Raw genomic sequence first — 13,023 nt, 5'->3', positions numbered from 1 at the left:
AAAGGGCCAGATTGGATAGACTAGAGGAGCCAGATTGATCCTCGCCGAATTGCTCGTGCTGAAGCGGTCGGATGATGCCGGGCTAGCCGCGCAGCTGACGGGGCAGCTGCGCGCGCTGATGGCGAGTGGCCGGATCAGGAGCGGGGCCATGCTGCCGTCGAGCCGCAGCCTTTCGGCCGAGCTCGACGTGTCGCGCAACACGGTGACGCATGCCTATGAGCAGCTCGCGGCCGAGGGCTATCTGCGCGTCGCCGCGCGGCGGCGGCCGGTGGTCACCGACGATATCGAGGCACGCTTTGCCAAGGCTATGCCGGCGCCACGGCGAGACGCCGCCCGCAAGCCGCTGCTGTCGCCCTGGGCCTTGCAGCTCTCGGAGGCCGATTGGCCGCTGTCGTACCAGGCCGAATTCCGGCCGCTCCGTCTCGGGTTTGCGGACGCGCGCGATTTTCCGCACGAGATCTGGGCGCGCTGCCTGCGCCGTAGCGCGCTGCGCCGCCGCTTCAACGACCAGACCGTGGTCAACCGGCCAGCGCTGCGCGAAGCCTTGCGCGACTACCTCGAAATCAACCGCGGCGTGCACGCCGAGGCCGACCAGATCCTGATCCTGCCGACCGCGCAGGCGGCGCTGACGCTGATCGCGGCGACCACAATCGTATCAGGCGATGCGGTCTGGACCGAGGATCCCGGCTATCCCGGCGCCGCAGCGGCGTTTCGCGCGGCCGGCGCCGACGTCGTCGGCGTCAGGCTGGATCAATGGGGCATGACGCGGATGCGCGCGGCGCGTGCGCCGAAGCTGATCTTCACGACGCCCTCACATCAGCATCCGACCGGACGGGTGATGCCGGTTGCGCGCCGCACCGAGCTGCTGGCGACGGCCGAACCCGGCAAGACCTGGATCGTCGAGGACGATTACGACGGCGAGTTTCACTATGACAGCCGCCCGATGCCGGCCCTGCAAGGGCTCGATCGCGAGGGGCGCGTGCTTTATGTCGGCACGTTCGCGAAGGCGATGACCGCCGATATCCGCATCGGCTATCTGGTGGTGCCGCCATCACTGGCGCGGACGATGGAGATCGCGCAGCGGCATCTCGGGCTGATCGCCTCCGTGCACGTCCAGGAGGCGCTGGCCGGTTTCATGACCGACGGTCATTTCCTGGCGCATGTCAGACGGATGCGGCGGATCTATCGCGCGCGCCGGGATCACCTCGCCGCGGCGCTGGCGCGGCAGCTCGGCGAGGTGCTCGCGGCCGAGGTCCCGCCCGGCGGCATGCAATTGATCGCCCGCTTCAAGGACGGCGGCGCCGACCGGAGCGCCGTGACGCGGTTGGTCGCCGCCGGCGTCGAGGTGCGCGCGCTGTCGAGCCTCGCGCTGGAACGGCCGCGCGACCATGGCCTGTTGCTCGGCTTCGCCGCCTGGCGCGAGAACGAGATCGGCGCGGCGGTCCGGATCATGGCGAACTGCCTGGCCGGCAAGCGCGCGGCGCGTGGGTAGACGGCGAGAGGTGCTTTCACGATTTCGGAATATTAGAAAAATATCCCTGAGTTGCCCGACGTGTCAAGTAGCCTTGTCGAACGCCGGCAGCCGCCGGCTACTTTGCATGGGGTTGTTTTCGATATTTCAAGTGGAGAGCGGATACAGCTGACATGCTGCTTCGGCTCGGCCGATCTCGCTGCGTCGCAGGTTCTACTCCGCCGCCTTGGTGACGATCCGCACCTCCGACGTCAGCGTCTTGTGCACCGGGCATTTGTCGGCGATCTCCATCAGCCGCTTCCGTTGCTCGACGTCGAGCTCGCCCTCGATCCGGATGACACGGTCGATCTGGTCGAGCATGCCCTCGCGCGTCTCGCACTCCTCGCAATCCTTCGCGTAGATCTTGTTGTGCGTGAGCGTCACGGTGATGCGCTCGACCGGCAACTGCTTGCGGTCGGCATACATCCGCATCGTCATCGAGGTGCAGGCCCCGAGCCCGGTGAGCAGGAAATCGTAAGGGCCGGGGCCGGTATCCTGACCGCCGACGGCGGCCGGCTCGTCGGCCAGCATGCGGTGCGGCCCCGTGGTGACGATCTGCTGGAACTTGCTGGCGCGGGTCTCCTGCACCACGACGTTGCGCGGTGCGGCGCCGGTGTCTGCTGCCGGCTGCGGTGCGAGATCGACGTAGCGTTCCGCCCAGGCGCCGATCAGGTCGGCGACATAGGCGGCATCCTGCTTGCCGCTCAGGAGATGGTCCGCACCCGCAAGCGAGACGAAGCTCTTGGGGTGTTTGGCGGCGATGAAGATATTGGTGGCGTTGTCGATGCCGACCGTGTCGTCGGTCGGCGAGTGCATGACCAGCAGCGCCTTGTGCAGGCTTTTGACCTGCGCCATCAGATTTTGCTCGGCGACGTCGTCGAGGAATTCGCGCTTGATGCGGAAGGGACGGCCGGCGAGCGACACTTCGCCTTCACCCTGGGTGCGGATGTCCTCGATGCGGTCCTTGAAGAAATGCGTGACATGGGCGGGATCGGAGGGTGCGGCGATGGTGGCGACCGCCTTCGCCTCGGGGATCTGGCCCGCGGCCGCGAGGATCGCGGCGCCGCCGAGGCTGTGGCCGATCAGGATTGCGGGCGCCTTGCGCGTCTCGCGCAGATGGTCGGCGGCGCGGACGAGGTCGGCGACGTTCGACGTGAAGGTCGAGTTGGCGAAATCGCCCTCGCTGGAGCCGAGGCCGGTGAAATCGAACCGCAAGGTGGCGATGCCCTTGGCGGCGAGCGCGACCGCGATGCGCTTTGCCGCCAGCACGTCCTTGCCGCAGGTGAAGCAATGCGCGAACAGCGCATAGGCCTTGATCGGCCCGTCCGGCGTATCAAGTGCTGCGGCCAGCTGATGGCCGTCCACACCGGTGAATTGAAAGCGTTCGTGCGGCACGGGCAGGCTCCATTTTTCTTGGTGGTTGTCAGTCGCCAGAATAGCGCTGTTCGGCCCAGGGATCACCGCGATTGTGATAGCCGCGCACCTCCCAGAAGCCCGGCGCATCTTCGGTCAGGAATTCGATGCGCTGCAGCCATTTGGCGCTCTTCCAGAAATAGAGATGCGGCACCACGAGCCGCACCGGGCCGCCATGCTCCTGCTCGAGCGGCTTGCCCGACCAGCTATGGGCGAGCAGCGCGTCCTCGGCGGCAAAATCCTCGAGCGGCAGGTTTGTCGTATAACCGTCATAGGAATGCAGCGCGACGAAGCGCGCGTCCTCGCGCGGCCGGCAGGTGGCGAGCAGGTCGCGTGTGGCGAGTCCCTCCCACTGATTGTCGTAGCGCGACCAGGTCGTGACGCAGTGGATGTCGGAGACGAATTGCGTCTGCGGCTGCGCCATGAATTGCGGCCAGCTCCAGTAGATCGTCTGCTCGACCGCGCCGTAGACGTCGAGCCGCCAGCGCTCCTGCGAGACGTTGGGCATCAGTCCGAGATCGAGCACCGGCCAGTCCGCCGTCAGATGCTGGCCCGGCGGCAGGCGCTGCTCCTCCGGCCGGGTGATCTTGCCGGTGAGGAACTTGCCTTCGCGCGCCCAGCGCTGCTTGCTGCGCGTCAGCTTGCTCTCGGGCGGTTCCTGGTCGTCGGTCATTGGCGTCGTGTCATCATTCGTGGCGATGCATCGCGGATTCGTGCTTGGTGTCGCGCATCGTCGAATAGATCAAGAGCGACAGGAAGATCATGCCGCTGAGGTAATAATAGAACCAGTCCTCGTGCCCGACGCTCTTGAAATAGAGCGCGACCGCGGGCGCGGTGCCGCCGAAGATCGACACCGTGATCGCATAGGGCAGGCCGACGCCGAGGGCGCGGACATTGGTCGGGAACAGCTCGGCCTTCACGATCGCATTGATCGAGGTGTAGCCGGCGACGAAGATCCAGGCACCGCAGATCAAGAGGAAGGCGATGAACGGCGACTTGGTGTCCTTCAGCGCTGTCAGGATCGGCACTGTCGAAATCGTGCCGACGACACCGAAGAAGATCAAAAGCGGCTTGCGGCCGATGCGGTCGGAGAGGCCGCCATAGATCGGTTGCAGGATGGTCGCGAAGATGAGCGAGCCGAAGATCACGAAGGTGGTCTGGTCCTCGGTCAGCCCGACCGACAGTTTCACGAAGGTCTGCATGTAGGTGGTGAAGGTGTAGAACGCCGCGGTGCCGCCGGCGGTGAGGCCGACCACCAGCAGCAATTCGCGCGGGTAGTTCAACAGGCCGACGATCGAGCCGGTCGGCTTCGACACCTTCTTGGCCTCCTCGAACGCCTCGGTCTCGTGCAGGCCGCGCCGCATCACCGCGGCGAAGATCGCAAGCCCGGCGCCGATCACGAACGGGATCCGCCAGCCCCAGGCCTTCAGCTCGTCCGAGGTCAGGAATACCTTCTGCAGCAGCAAGAGCACGATGATCGCGGTGAGCTGGCCGCCGATCAGTGTGACGTATTGGAAGCTCGAGTAGAAGCCGCGGTGCTTGGGATCGGCGACCTCGCTGAGATAGGTGGCGCTGGCGCCGTATTCGCCGCCGAGGCTCAACCCCTCGATGATGCGGGCCAGCGCCAGGATCGCCGGCGCGGCAATGCCGATGCTGGCATAGGTCGGCGTCACCGCGATGATCAGCGAGCCGAAGCACATGCAGACCACCGACAGCGTCAGCGACAGCCGCCGGCCGTAGCGGTCGGCGATGTAGCCGAACAGCCAGCCGCCGAGCGGGCGCATCAGGAAGGTCGCGGCAAACAGCACGGCGGCATTGAGCTGCTGCACCACCGGATCGCTGTGCGGGAAGAACGCCGGTGCGAAATACAGCGCGAACGCTGTATAGGCGTAGAAATCATACCACTCGACGAGATTGCCGACCGAGCCGATGAAGATCGCCTTCACCCGCCGCTCGACATCGTGGATGTCGAGATGATCGCTCGCGGATTGAGCGGTTTGATCGGTCATAAGCTAGCCTCCCGGACTCGTCGGTTCGATTCCGGGCAAGCTACCTCATTGAATGGTGCGATGTAACTGCTGTGTCCGGCCGCTCAGGCGGTCTTGCCGAACAGAACAGGCAGTTGACGCGGCCCGCGCACCGTGCCTTCGGACCAGGTGACCTTGCCGGCCGGATCGAGCCGGAAATCCGGAATCCGCTTCAGCCATTCCTCAATCGCGACCTGCATCTCCATCCGCGCCAGATTGGAACCGACGCAGCGGTGAATGCCGAGGCCGAAGGCGGCGTGGCGATTCTCCTTGCGGTCGATCACCACCTTGTCCGCGTCGGGGAACATGGCGGGGTCGCGATTCGCCGCCGGGAAGGACAGCAGCACCATGTTGCCGGCCTTCACCGGGCAACCGGAGATCGTGGTCTCCTTCATCACCTCGCGCGCCATCGTCACCGGCGCATAGGCGCGCAGGAATTCCTCGATCGCGGTCGGGATCAGTGCCGGCTCCGCAATCAGCCGCTCGCGATCGGCCGGCGTCTTGGCGAGGTGCCAGAGCGAGGAGCCGATCGCGCTCCAGGTGGTGTCGATGCCGGCGATCAGGAGCAGCCGCAGCGAGCCGAGCACGTGCTCGTCGGTCAGCGGCTGGCCGCCGGGGCCCTTGGCCCGCAGCAGCTGCGAGATCAGGTCGTCGCCCGGCGCAAGCTTGCGCTGCTCGAGATGGGCCATGAAATAGCCGGTCATCTCGCGCACGCCGTTCATCAGCTCGTCTTCGTTTTTGATGCCGAGCTCGAGGATCTGGTGGATCCACTTGATGAAGAGGTCGCCGTCCTTCTCGGGGATGCCGAGCATGTGGGCGATGGCGCGCACCGGGATGTGCTTGGTGTAACGCGCCGCGGCGTCGCAATGGCCATCGGCGATGAATTCGTCGATCAGCTCGTTGCAGATCGCGCGCACCCGCGGCTCGAGCCGCGCCATCGCGTCCGGCGTGAACGGCGGCAGCAGCACCTGCTTGGCGGGCTTGTGCTCCGGCGGATCTGAGGTGATCGGCGGCGCGCGGGCGGTGATCTCGGGGCGGACGTCGCGCACGATGACGCGGCGCGAGGAGAAATGTTCGGTGTCGTAGGCGATTTCCTTCACCGCCTGATAGGTGGTCGGCATGTAGCAGCCGAGGAAACGCTCGGTATGCACGACCGGCGAGGCTGAGCGCAGCGTCTCCCAGATCGGGAACGGATCGTCGGTCCAGACCGGGTCGGTGTGGTCGAAATCATGGACCCAGTCGGTGACCGGGGGATGTTCGGGCAGATAGGTTGCGGACGGGGAATCGGACATCAGCTCGTTCCTTCTCGTTCGATCAAACGCTTGGGCTCAACGGGAGGCGCGCGGCCGCCCCGGCCGGCCGTCATTCCTCGGTGACTTCGATCGCGATTTCCGGGCAATTGGTCTGTGCGAGCCAAGCCTTGTCCTCGAGCCCGGCCGGAACGGTCCCGTCGCCGGCCTCATGGGCATTGCCGTATTCGTCGAGCTCAAACAGTTCGGGGGCGAGTGATTTGCAGCGGGCGTGACCCTGGCATTTGTCCTGGTCGACGCGGATTCTGAGCTTGGACATGCAAGCACTCTCCCTCGGCTCTGGCGCACCGCAGGGCGCGCCGGGTTCCTCACTTCATATTATGCAAGTTCTAGCTTGCTTGGGCGGCCGGCCTCTTAACCTGACCGCCAAGTTATAGCATATTACATTATCGTCGCGCTTGCGCGTCAAGCAAAAATTCAGCGATCATTGCCGCAATGGGACAAATCGTTCGTAAGCCGTTCAAAACCTACCACCATGGCGACCTTCGCGAAGCCCTGATTCAGGCCGCGTTGCGCGAGGTCGAGCTTGGTGGTCCCGAAGCGATCAGCATCAAGGCGCTGGCCAAGCAGCTCGGCGTCTCGCAGCCGGCGCCGTACCGGCATTTCGCCGACCGCGAGGCGCTGCTCGAGGCGGTGACCGCGGAAGCGTTCCGGCAGTTCAACGTGATCATGCGCGAGGCGATCGAGCAGCCGGGCAAGGGATCGAAACTGTCGCGGTTTGCCCAGGCCGCGCTGGCCTTCGGGCTCCAGCGCCACGGCATCTACCGGCTGATGTTCGCATCGCGCACCATGGCCTGCGCGCCTGTTGGCAGCGAGCTGCACACCGCGGCGATGGACACGCTGGCGCTGCTGATCGAGTCGTTCGAGGCGCCGGCCGTCGGGCTGTTGCGCGAGCGCCAGGCGCTGAAGATCTGGGCCGGGCTGCACGGTATCGTGATGCTCGCCGAGCAGGGCCTGCTCACCGGCGAGTCCGCCCAGATCAGCCGCGAGGAGCTGTTGGACGAGATCGTCGAGCAGACCAAGCACGCACTCACCGTCGCGCTCAAGGCGACGGAAGACAAGGCGTAGAGCATGATCCGGAAAAGTGCGAAGCGGTTTTCCGAGAAGATCATGCTCAAACAAAGAGCTAAAGCGCGATGATGATTCAACCCAATCTCATCGCGCTTTAGGCTGCTTTATCTCGGCGGCCGCGGATCGATCGGAGTGGTGCCGCGCACGCCCAGAACATCCTCCAGCACCTTCGCACCAGCCAGAAGCTGCGCCTCGGCGCGCGGTTTGGCGACCACCTGCAGGCCGACCGGCAGGCCCGACGCGGTGAAGCCGCAGGGCAGCGACAGCGCCGGGCAGCAGGCCAGCGTGATCGCATAGACGATGCCGAGCCATTCGACGTAATTATCGAACGTCTTGCCGTCGCATTCGGCGACATAGCGGTTCTCGACCGGGAATGGCGGCACGATGGTGGCCGGCGCCAGCAGCAGATCGTAGGTCTCGAAGAATTCGAGCGCACGCGCGGTCATCGCGACGCGCTGCGCCTCGGCGCGCTCGAGCTTCTCGACCGTGAGCTTGAGGCCTTCCTCGATGTTCCAGATCACCTCGGGCTTGAGCAGGTCGCGCTTGGTGCGCAGCAATTCGGCCTTGCTGATCGCGAAATCGAACGCGCGCAGCACGTGGAAGCATTCATGGGCCTCGCGCAAATCTGGATGCGCTTCCTCGACGATCGCGCCGGCTTCGGCAAAGCGCTCCGCCGCCTTGCGGGTCACCGCCTTGACCTCGGGATCAACAGGCGTGATGCCGAGATCGGGCGAATAGGCGATGCGCTTCGGCTTGCTGCCGGAGCGTGTCGCCGAGAGGAACGACGTCGGCAGCACGGGCAGCGACAACGGATCGGCGGCATGCTCGCCGCTCATTGCGTCGAGCAGCAGCGCGAGGTCTTCGACATTGCGCGCCATCGGTCCCTGCACGCCGAGCGTGCGGTCGACGCCGAATTTCGGTGTGTGCGCGACGCGGCCGATCGACGGCCGCAGGCCAACGATGCCGCAGAAGCTTGCGGGGTTGCGCAAGCTGCCGCCCATGTCGGAGCCGTGGGCGAGCCACGCAGTGCCGCTCGCCAGTGCCGCCGCGGCGCCGCCGGACGAGCCGGCGGCCGAGCGCGACGTGTCCCAGGGATTGCGCGTCGGGCCGAACACCTCGTTGAAGGTGTTGGCGCCGGCGCCGAATTCCGGCGTGTTCGACTTGGCGTAGATCACGCCGCCATTCTGTTCGAGGCGCTCGACCAGGATGTCGGACTTCGCCGGGATGTTGTCCTTGAAGATCGGCGAGCCAAGCGTGGTCAGCACGCCTGACACGGCAGTGAGATCCTTGATCGGAACGGGAAGGCCGGCGAGCAGGCCGCGCTCGCTGACCGGCTTCCGCATCAGGGCCTTGGCGTGGCTGCGGGCGCGATCGAAGCAGAGTGTGGGCAGGGCGTTGACCTTGCCGTCGACCTCGGCAATGCGCTTTTCCAGCACATCGAGCAGATCGAGCGGCGTGACGTCACCGGCCTTCAGTTTCCCGACGACGGCACACGCCGTTTCCTTCACCAAGCCCTGATCAGCCATGCACCGTTGCTCCTATGTGTTCTGTTTGCTTGTGCTGTAGAACATTTCCTGCCGTTGTGGCAATGCGACGAGAACCGAGGGGTTGGGAATGGCAGCGTTGTTTTCCGCGCTGGACTGGCGCGCGATGAGCCAGCAGGAGCGCGACGTCGGCCTGAACAACGGCGTCGCCGTCAAGGGCAGTGCCGAGATCGCCGCCGGCTGGGAGCAGCGCTCGGCGGCGCTACGGCAGCAGCATTCCAATCATCTCGATCTCAGATACGGCCCGCGTGAGCGCAACCGGATCGATTTCCTCAAGGCGCACGACGGTGCGCCGACGCTGCTGTTCATCCACGGCGGCTACTGGCAGACCCGTGCCAAGGAAGTGTTCACGATCTTCGCCGAGGGGCCGATGGCGCATGGCATCAATGTCGCGCTGATCGGCTACACGCTGGCGCCGGATGCGACGCTCGATGACATCGTCGCCGAGATTCACGCCGGGATCGATTTTCTTGCGCAGCAATTGCCGGGCCTAGGTGCCGCTGCCGATGGCATCGTGGTGTCGGGCTGGTCCGCGGGCGGGCATCTGACGTCGATGGCGCTGTCGAACCCCAACGTCCGGGCCGGCATGGCGATCTCAGGCATCTACGACCTCGAGCCGATCAGGCACTCCTATCTCAACGAGAAGCTCAAGCTCGACGAAGGCATGTCGCGGCGCAATTCGCCGATGATGCAGCAGGGCGGCACGGCAAAGCCGCTGTCGCTGGTGGGCGGCAGCGCCGAGCTGCCGCTGCTGCGCAGGCAGACCGCCGATTTCGCCGGCCATCGCGCCCGCTACGGCTTGCCGGTGACCTATGAAGAGATCCCGGGCGCCGATCATTTCTCGATCATGCACCAGATGCAGGCGCCGCAGGGCCGCATCACGACGCTAATCCGGCAATTGTTCGAGCGGACCGCGGGGTAACGCGTCATTGCGAGCGAAGCGAAGCAATCCATCGGTCCGCATATGAGGGACTATGGATTGCTTCGTCGCTGTCGCTCCTCGCAATGACGCGGAGAAGGACTAGCCCCACCCCGACGTAAACCCGCCATCTACCGTGTAAATTACGCCCGACGTATACCCGGCGCGGTCGGACGCCAAAAACGCCATCAGGTCGCCGATCTCGCGCGCATGCGCGGGACGGCCGAGCGGCATGCCTTTCTGGAATTCCTTGTAGCGGTTCTCGTCGCCGAACTGATGCTTGGCGCGGGTCTTGAGCAGGGTGACGTGGCGGTCGGTGCCGACAGGGCCGGGATTGATGCCGACCACGCGGATATTGTCTGCCAGGCTCTTGCCGCCGAGCGCGCGGGTGAACGCCATCAGTGCCGCATTGCCGGCGCTGCCGCAGATGTAGTTGGCGTCGAACTTCTCGCCGGCCGCGCCGATGTCGTTGACGATCACACCGCCGCCGCGCGCCTTCATCTGGGCATAGATCGCGCGCGTCAAATTGACATAGCCGAACACCTTGAGCTCCCATGCATGCCGCCAGGTCGCCTCGTCGATCTTGTCGATCGAGCCGCCCGGGATGTCACCGGCGTTGTTGATCAGGATGTCGATGTCGGCGGCCTCTTTTGCCAACCGCGCCAGGTCTTCCGATTTGCGCAGATCGACCACGCTGATCGCCGCATCGATCTGGTGCGCCGAGCGCAGCCGCTCGGCCAGCGCCTTGAGCTGGTCGCCGTTGCGGGCGGCGAGCAGCAGGTTGGCGCCTTCCTCGGCAAAGGCTTCGGCGGCGGCCGCGCCAATGCCCTTGGAGGCGCCGGTGATCAGGACACGTTTGCCGCGCAGATGCAGATCCATGGGATGTCTCGCTTGTTATGAGGAACGGATATCGGCGAATTTGGTGGGGCAGGGTCGCGCCGCGGTCAACACTGCACTGCAGCGTTGCGCTGGCGCGAAGTTTGGTCCATTGCAGGGCCGTCAGGATAGGCGGCATTGCCGGCCGGGCAAATCACAAGGGTGTTCTCGATGAGCAGCAAGAAGCAGTATCGGATTGCGGTCATTCCCGGCGACGGCATCGGCAAGGAAGTGATGCCGGAGGGCCTGCGCGTCATCGAGGCGGCGGCGAAAAAGCACGGCGTCGACGTGAAGTTCGACCATTTCGACTTCGCCTCCTACGACTATTACGAGAAGCACGGCGAGATGATGCCGGCCGACTGGAAGGCCAAGATCGGCAAGCATGACGCGATCTATTTCGGCGCGGTCGGCTGGCCCGCCAAGATCCCGGATCATATCTCGTTGTGGGGTTCGCTGATCAAATTCCGCCGCGAATTCGACCAGTACGTCAATCTGCGCCCGGTGCGGCTGATGCCCGGCGTGCCGTCGCCGCTGGCGAACCGCAAGCCCGGCGACATCGATTTCTGGGTGGTGCGCGAGAACACCGAGGGCGAGTATTCCTCGGTCGGCGGCCGCATGTTCCCGGACACCGACCGCGAGTTCGTGACGCAGCAGACGGTGATGACCCGCATCGGCGTCGACCGCATCCTGAAATTCGCGTTCGACCTGGCGCAGTCGCGGCCGAAGAAGCATCTGACCTCGGCGACCAAGTCGAACGGCATCTCCATCACGATGCCCTATTGGGACGAGCGCGTGGAGGCAATGGCCAAGAAGTATCCTGGTGTGAAGTGGGACAAGTACCACATCGACATCCTCACCGCGAACTTCGTGCTGCATCCGGACTGGTTCGACGTCGTGGTCGGCTCCAATCTGTTCGGGGACATCCTCTCCGATCTCGGCCCGGCCTGCACCGGCACGATCGGCATCGCGCCGTCGGGCAACATCAACCCGGAAGGCGACTTCCCGTCGGTGTTCGAGCCGGTGCACGGCTCGGCGCCGGATATTGCGGGGCAGGGCATTGCCAACCCGATCGGCATGATCTGGTCGGGTGCGATGATGCTGGAGCATCTCGGCGAGAAGCAGGCCGCTGACGCCATCGTCGGCGCGATCGAGCGCACGCTCGGCGAACGCACGCTGCGCACCCGCGATCTCGGCGGCAACGCCGACACCACGGCCTGCGGCAAGGCCGTTGCAGAGATGGTGGATTGAGCTGTGCTGTCAATCACGGGGTCGTCCTGGCGAAAGCCAGGACCCATTACCCCGAGTGCTTGTTGTCTTGATAGGTCTGACTACCGGCCTGCGCGATGACACAGGCCGGTGGTAATGGGTCCTGGATCGCGCTCGCTACGCTCGCTTGTCCAGGACGACGTCGATAATTATTACTTCACGATCCTGCGGCAATGCTCCCATGCCGCGTGGATCAGATTCTCGCTCGCCTCGGGCGTGCGGAAGGCGGAATGCGCCGACAGCGTCACGTTCGGGATTTTCGTCAGCGCATGGTCCTTCGGCAGCGGCTCGGTGTTGTAGACATCGAGGCCGGCGTGGCGGATGTGGCCCGAATTGAGCGCATCGATCATCGCCTGCTCGTCGACGATGGCGCCGCGGGCGGTGTTGATCAGCACCACGCCCTTCTTCATCTGCGCGATCTTGTCGCGCGTGATCATCCCGCGGGTCCCGTCGTTCAGCAAGAGATGGATCGAGATCACGTCGCTCTTTGCCAGCACTGTGTCGAGATCGACGAATTCGATGCCCGGATGGCTCTTGGGCGACCGGTTCCAGGCGATCACCTTCATGCCGCTGCCGAGCGCGATGCGCGCGACCTCGGCGGCGATGCCGCCGAAGCCGACCAGGCCGAGCGTCTTGCCGGTCAGCTGCATGCCGTCCTCGCGCAGCCAGTTGCCCGCGCGCATCTCGCGGTCCATCTGCGCGATCACGCGCGCCGACGACCACATCAGCGCGATCGCGGACTCCGCGACCGCCGTGTCGCCATAGCCCTTGATCAGGTGCACGGCGATGCCGAGCCCGGCGAGTTCCTCCGGGTTCATGTAGCTGCGCGCACCGGTGCCGAGGAACACGACGTGCTTCAGGCCGGCGCACTTCTTGGCAATGTCGGTCGGCAACGCGGTGTGATCGACCACCGCGATCTCGGCGCCGTCGAGCACCGCCGGATAGTCTTCCGGCTTGATGTCCGGGTTGCGGTTGATCCGCATCCTGGGATCGCCCGGTTTCTCCAGCCGCTCCGTGATCACCGCAAGCGATTCATTGGCGTCGACGAAAACTGCGCGCATGCGCACCTCCAGGTAAAGGGAATCAG

At 65.1% G+C, this 13,023-nt stretch carries 12 protein-coding genes; 4 read left to right on the top strand and 8 right to left on the bottom strand.

The annotated features are described in order from the left end of the window. The first annotated feature begins 34 nt into the window (after positions 1 to 34). Positions 35 to 1,492, top strand: a complete 1,458-nt coding sequence (locus tag K359_RS0103195) for a PLP-dependent aminotransferase family protein (RefSeq protein WP_084518250.1) — start codon at positions 35 to 37, stop codon at positions 1,490 to 1,492. Positions 1,493 to 1,684: 192 nt separating this feature from the next. Here the strand turns inward: K359_RS0103195 and K359_RS0103190 are convergent, their stop codons facing one another. From K359_RS0103190 to K359_RS0103170, 5 genes are all read right to left on the bottom strand, one after another. Further along, complete coding sequence (locus tag K359_RS0103190) at positions 1,685 to 2,905, bottom strand: bifunctional alpha/beta hydrolase/OsmC family protein (RefSeq protein WP_029078049.1); 1,221 nt, start codon at positions 2,903 to 2,905, stop codon at positions 1,685 to 1,687. A gap of 28 nt (positions 2,906 to 2,933) precedes the next feature. Then, on the bottom strand, positions 2,934 to 3,596 hold the full coding sequence (locus tag K359_RS0103185) for a sulfite oxidase-like oxidoreductase (protein ID WP_029078048.1): 663 nt from the start codon (positions 3,594 to 3,596) through the stop codon (positions 2,934 to 2,936). 13 nt (positions 3,597 to 3,609) lie between these two features. After that, positions 3,610 to 4,932 carry an MFS transporter gene (locus K359_RS0103180; protein ID WP_029078047.1) on the bottom strand — a complete coding sequence of 441 codons (1,323 nt, stop codon included), beginning with the start codon at positions 4,930 to 4,932 and terminating at the stop codon, positions 3,610 to 3,612. Positions 4,933 to 5,015: 83 nt separating this feature from the next. Further along, complete coding sequence (locus tag K359_RS0103175) at positions 5,016 to 6,242, bottom strand: cytochrome P450 (RefSeq protein WP_029078046.1); 1,227 nt, start codon at positions 6,240 to 6,242, stop codon at positions 5,016 to 5,018. Positions 6,243 to 6,312: 70 nt separating this feature from the next. Next, positions 6,313 to 6,519: a ferredoxin gene (locus K359_RS0103170; protein WP_029078045.1), complete on the bottom strand. Its 207-nt coding sequence runs from the start codon at positions 6,517 to 6,519 to the stop codon at positions 6,313 to 6,315. 176 nt (positions 6,520 to 6,695) lie between these two features. On the opposite strand from K359_RS0103170, the gene K359_RS0103165 reads away from it, so the two are divergent. Then, on the top strand, positions 6,696 to 7,328 hold the full coding sequence (locus K359_RS0103165; protein ID WP_029078044.1) for a TetR/AcrR family transcriptional regulator: 633 nt from the start codon (positions 6,696 to 6,698) through the stop codon (positions 7,326 to 7,328). A 107-nt stretch (positions 7,329 to 7,435) separates the two neighbouring features. Here K359_RS0103165 and K359_RS0103160 read toward each other — a convergent pair whose 3' ends face one another. Further along, complete coding sequence (locus tag K359_RS0103160; RefSeq protein WP_029078043.1) at positions 7,436 to 8,857, bottom strand: amidase; 1,422 nt, start codon at positions 8,855 to 8,857, stop codon at positions 7,436 to 7,438. Between the two features lie 88 nt (positions 8,858 to 8,945). Between K359_RS0103160 and K359_RS0103155 the strand changes: the two genes are divergently transcribed. Then, positions 8,946 to 9,797 carry an alpha/beta hydrolase gene (locus tag K359_RS0103155; RefSeq protein WP_029078042.1) on the top strand — a complete coding sequence of 284 codons (852 nt, stop codon included), beginning with the start codon at positions 8,946 to 8,948 and terminating at the stop codon, positions 9,795 to 9,797. Positions 9,798 to 9,896: 99 nt separating this feature from the next. Here the strand turns inward: K359_RS0103155 and K359_RS0103150 are convergent, their stop codons facing one another. Beyond that, positions 9,897 to 10,673, bottom strand: a complete 777-nt coding sequence (locus K359_RS0103150; RefSeq protein ID WP_029078041.1) for an SDR family oxidoreductase — start codon at positions 10,671 to 10,673, stop codon at positions 9,897 to 9,899. A gap of 168 nt (positions 10,674 to 10,841) precedes the next feature. Between K359_RS0103150 and K359_RS0103145 the strand changes: the two genes are divergently transcribed. Next, positions 10,842 to 11,918: a tartrate dehydrogenase gene (locus tag K359_RS0103145; RefSeq protein ID WP_029078040.1), complete on the top strand. Its 1,077-nt coding sequence runs from the start codon at positions 10,842 to 10,844 to the stop codon at positions 11,916 to 11,918. A gap of 170 nt (positions 11,919 to 12,088) precedes the next feature. On the opposite strand, the gene K359_RS0103140 is transcribed toward K359_RS0103145, so the two are convergent. After that, positions 12,089 to 12,997: an NAD(P)-dependent oxidoreductase gene (locus tag K359_RS0103140; RefSeq protein WP_029078039.1), complete on the bottom strand. Its 909-nt coding sequence runs from the start codon at positions 12,995 to 12,997 to the stop codon at positions 12,089 to 12,091. Positions 12,998 to 13,023: the final 26 nt, after the last annotated feature.

Origin of the sequence: Bradyrhizobium sp. th-b2 (assembly GCF_000426785.1) — a bacterium.
GTDB lineage: Bacteria > Pseudomonadota > Alphaproteobacteria > Rhizobiales > Xanthobacteraceae > Bradyrhizobium > Bradyrhizobium septentrionale.
Note: the sequence above shows the minus strand (reverse complement) of the source record. Positions and strands in the feature narration are given on the sequence as shown.

What these genes read in the sequence shown, in the direction of transcription:
- K359_RS0103185 (WP_029078048.1), bottom strand. Translation starts at nt 3,596, where the DNA reads ATGACCGACGACCAGGAACCGCCCGAGAGCAAGCTGACGCGCAGCAAG.
- K359_RS0103180 (WP_029078047.1), bottom strand. Translation starts at nt 4,932, where the DNA reads ATGACCGATCAAACCGCTCAATCCGCGAGCGATCATCTCGACATCCAC.
- K359_RS0103175 (WP_029078046.1), bottom strand. Translation starts at nt 6,242, where the DNA reads ATGTCCGATTCCCCGTCCGCAACCTATCTGCCCGAACATCCCCCGGTC.
- K359_RS0103170 (WP_029078045.1), bottom strand. Translation starts at nt 6,519, where the DNA reads ATGTCCAAGCTCAGAATCCGCGTCGACCAGGACAAATGCCAGGGTCAC.
- K359_RS0103165 (WP_029078044.1), top strand. Translation starts at nt 6,696, where the DNA reads ATGGGACAAATCGTTCGTAAGCCGTTCAAAACCTACCACCATGGCGAC.
- K359_RS0103160 (WP_029078043.1), bottom strand. Translation starts at nt 8,857, where the DNA reads ATGGCTGATCAGGGCTTGGTGAAGGAAACGGCGTGTGCCGTCGTCGGG.
- K359_RS0103155 (WP_029078042.1), top strand. Translation starts at nt 8,946, where the DNA reads ATGGCAGCGTTGTTTTCCGCGCTGGACTGGCGCGCGATGAGCCAGCAG.
- K359_RS0103150 (WP_029078041.1), bottom strand. Translation starts at nt 10,673, where the DNA reads ATGGATCTGCATCTGCGCGGCAAACGTGTCCTGATCACCGGCGCCTCC.
- K359_RS0103145 (WP_029078040.1), top strand. Translation starts at nt 10,842, where the DNA reads ATGAGCAGCAAGAAGCAGTATCGGATTGCGGTCATTCCCGGCGACGGC.
- K359_RS0103140 (WP_029078039.1), bottom strand. Translation starts at nt 12,997, where the DNA reads ATGCGCGCAGTTTTCGTCGACGCCAATGAATCGCTTGCGGTGATCACG.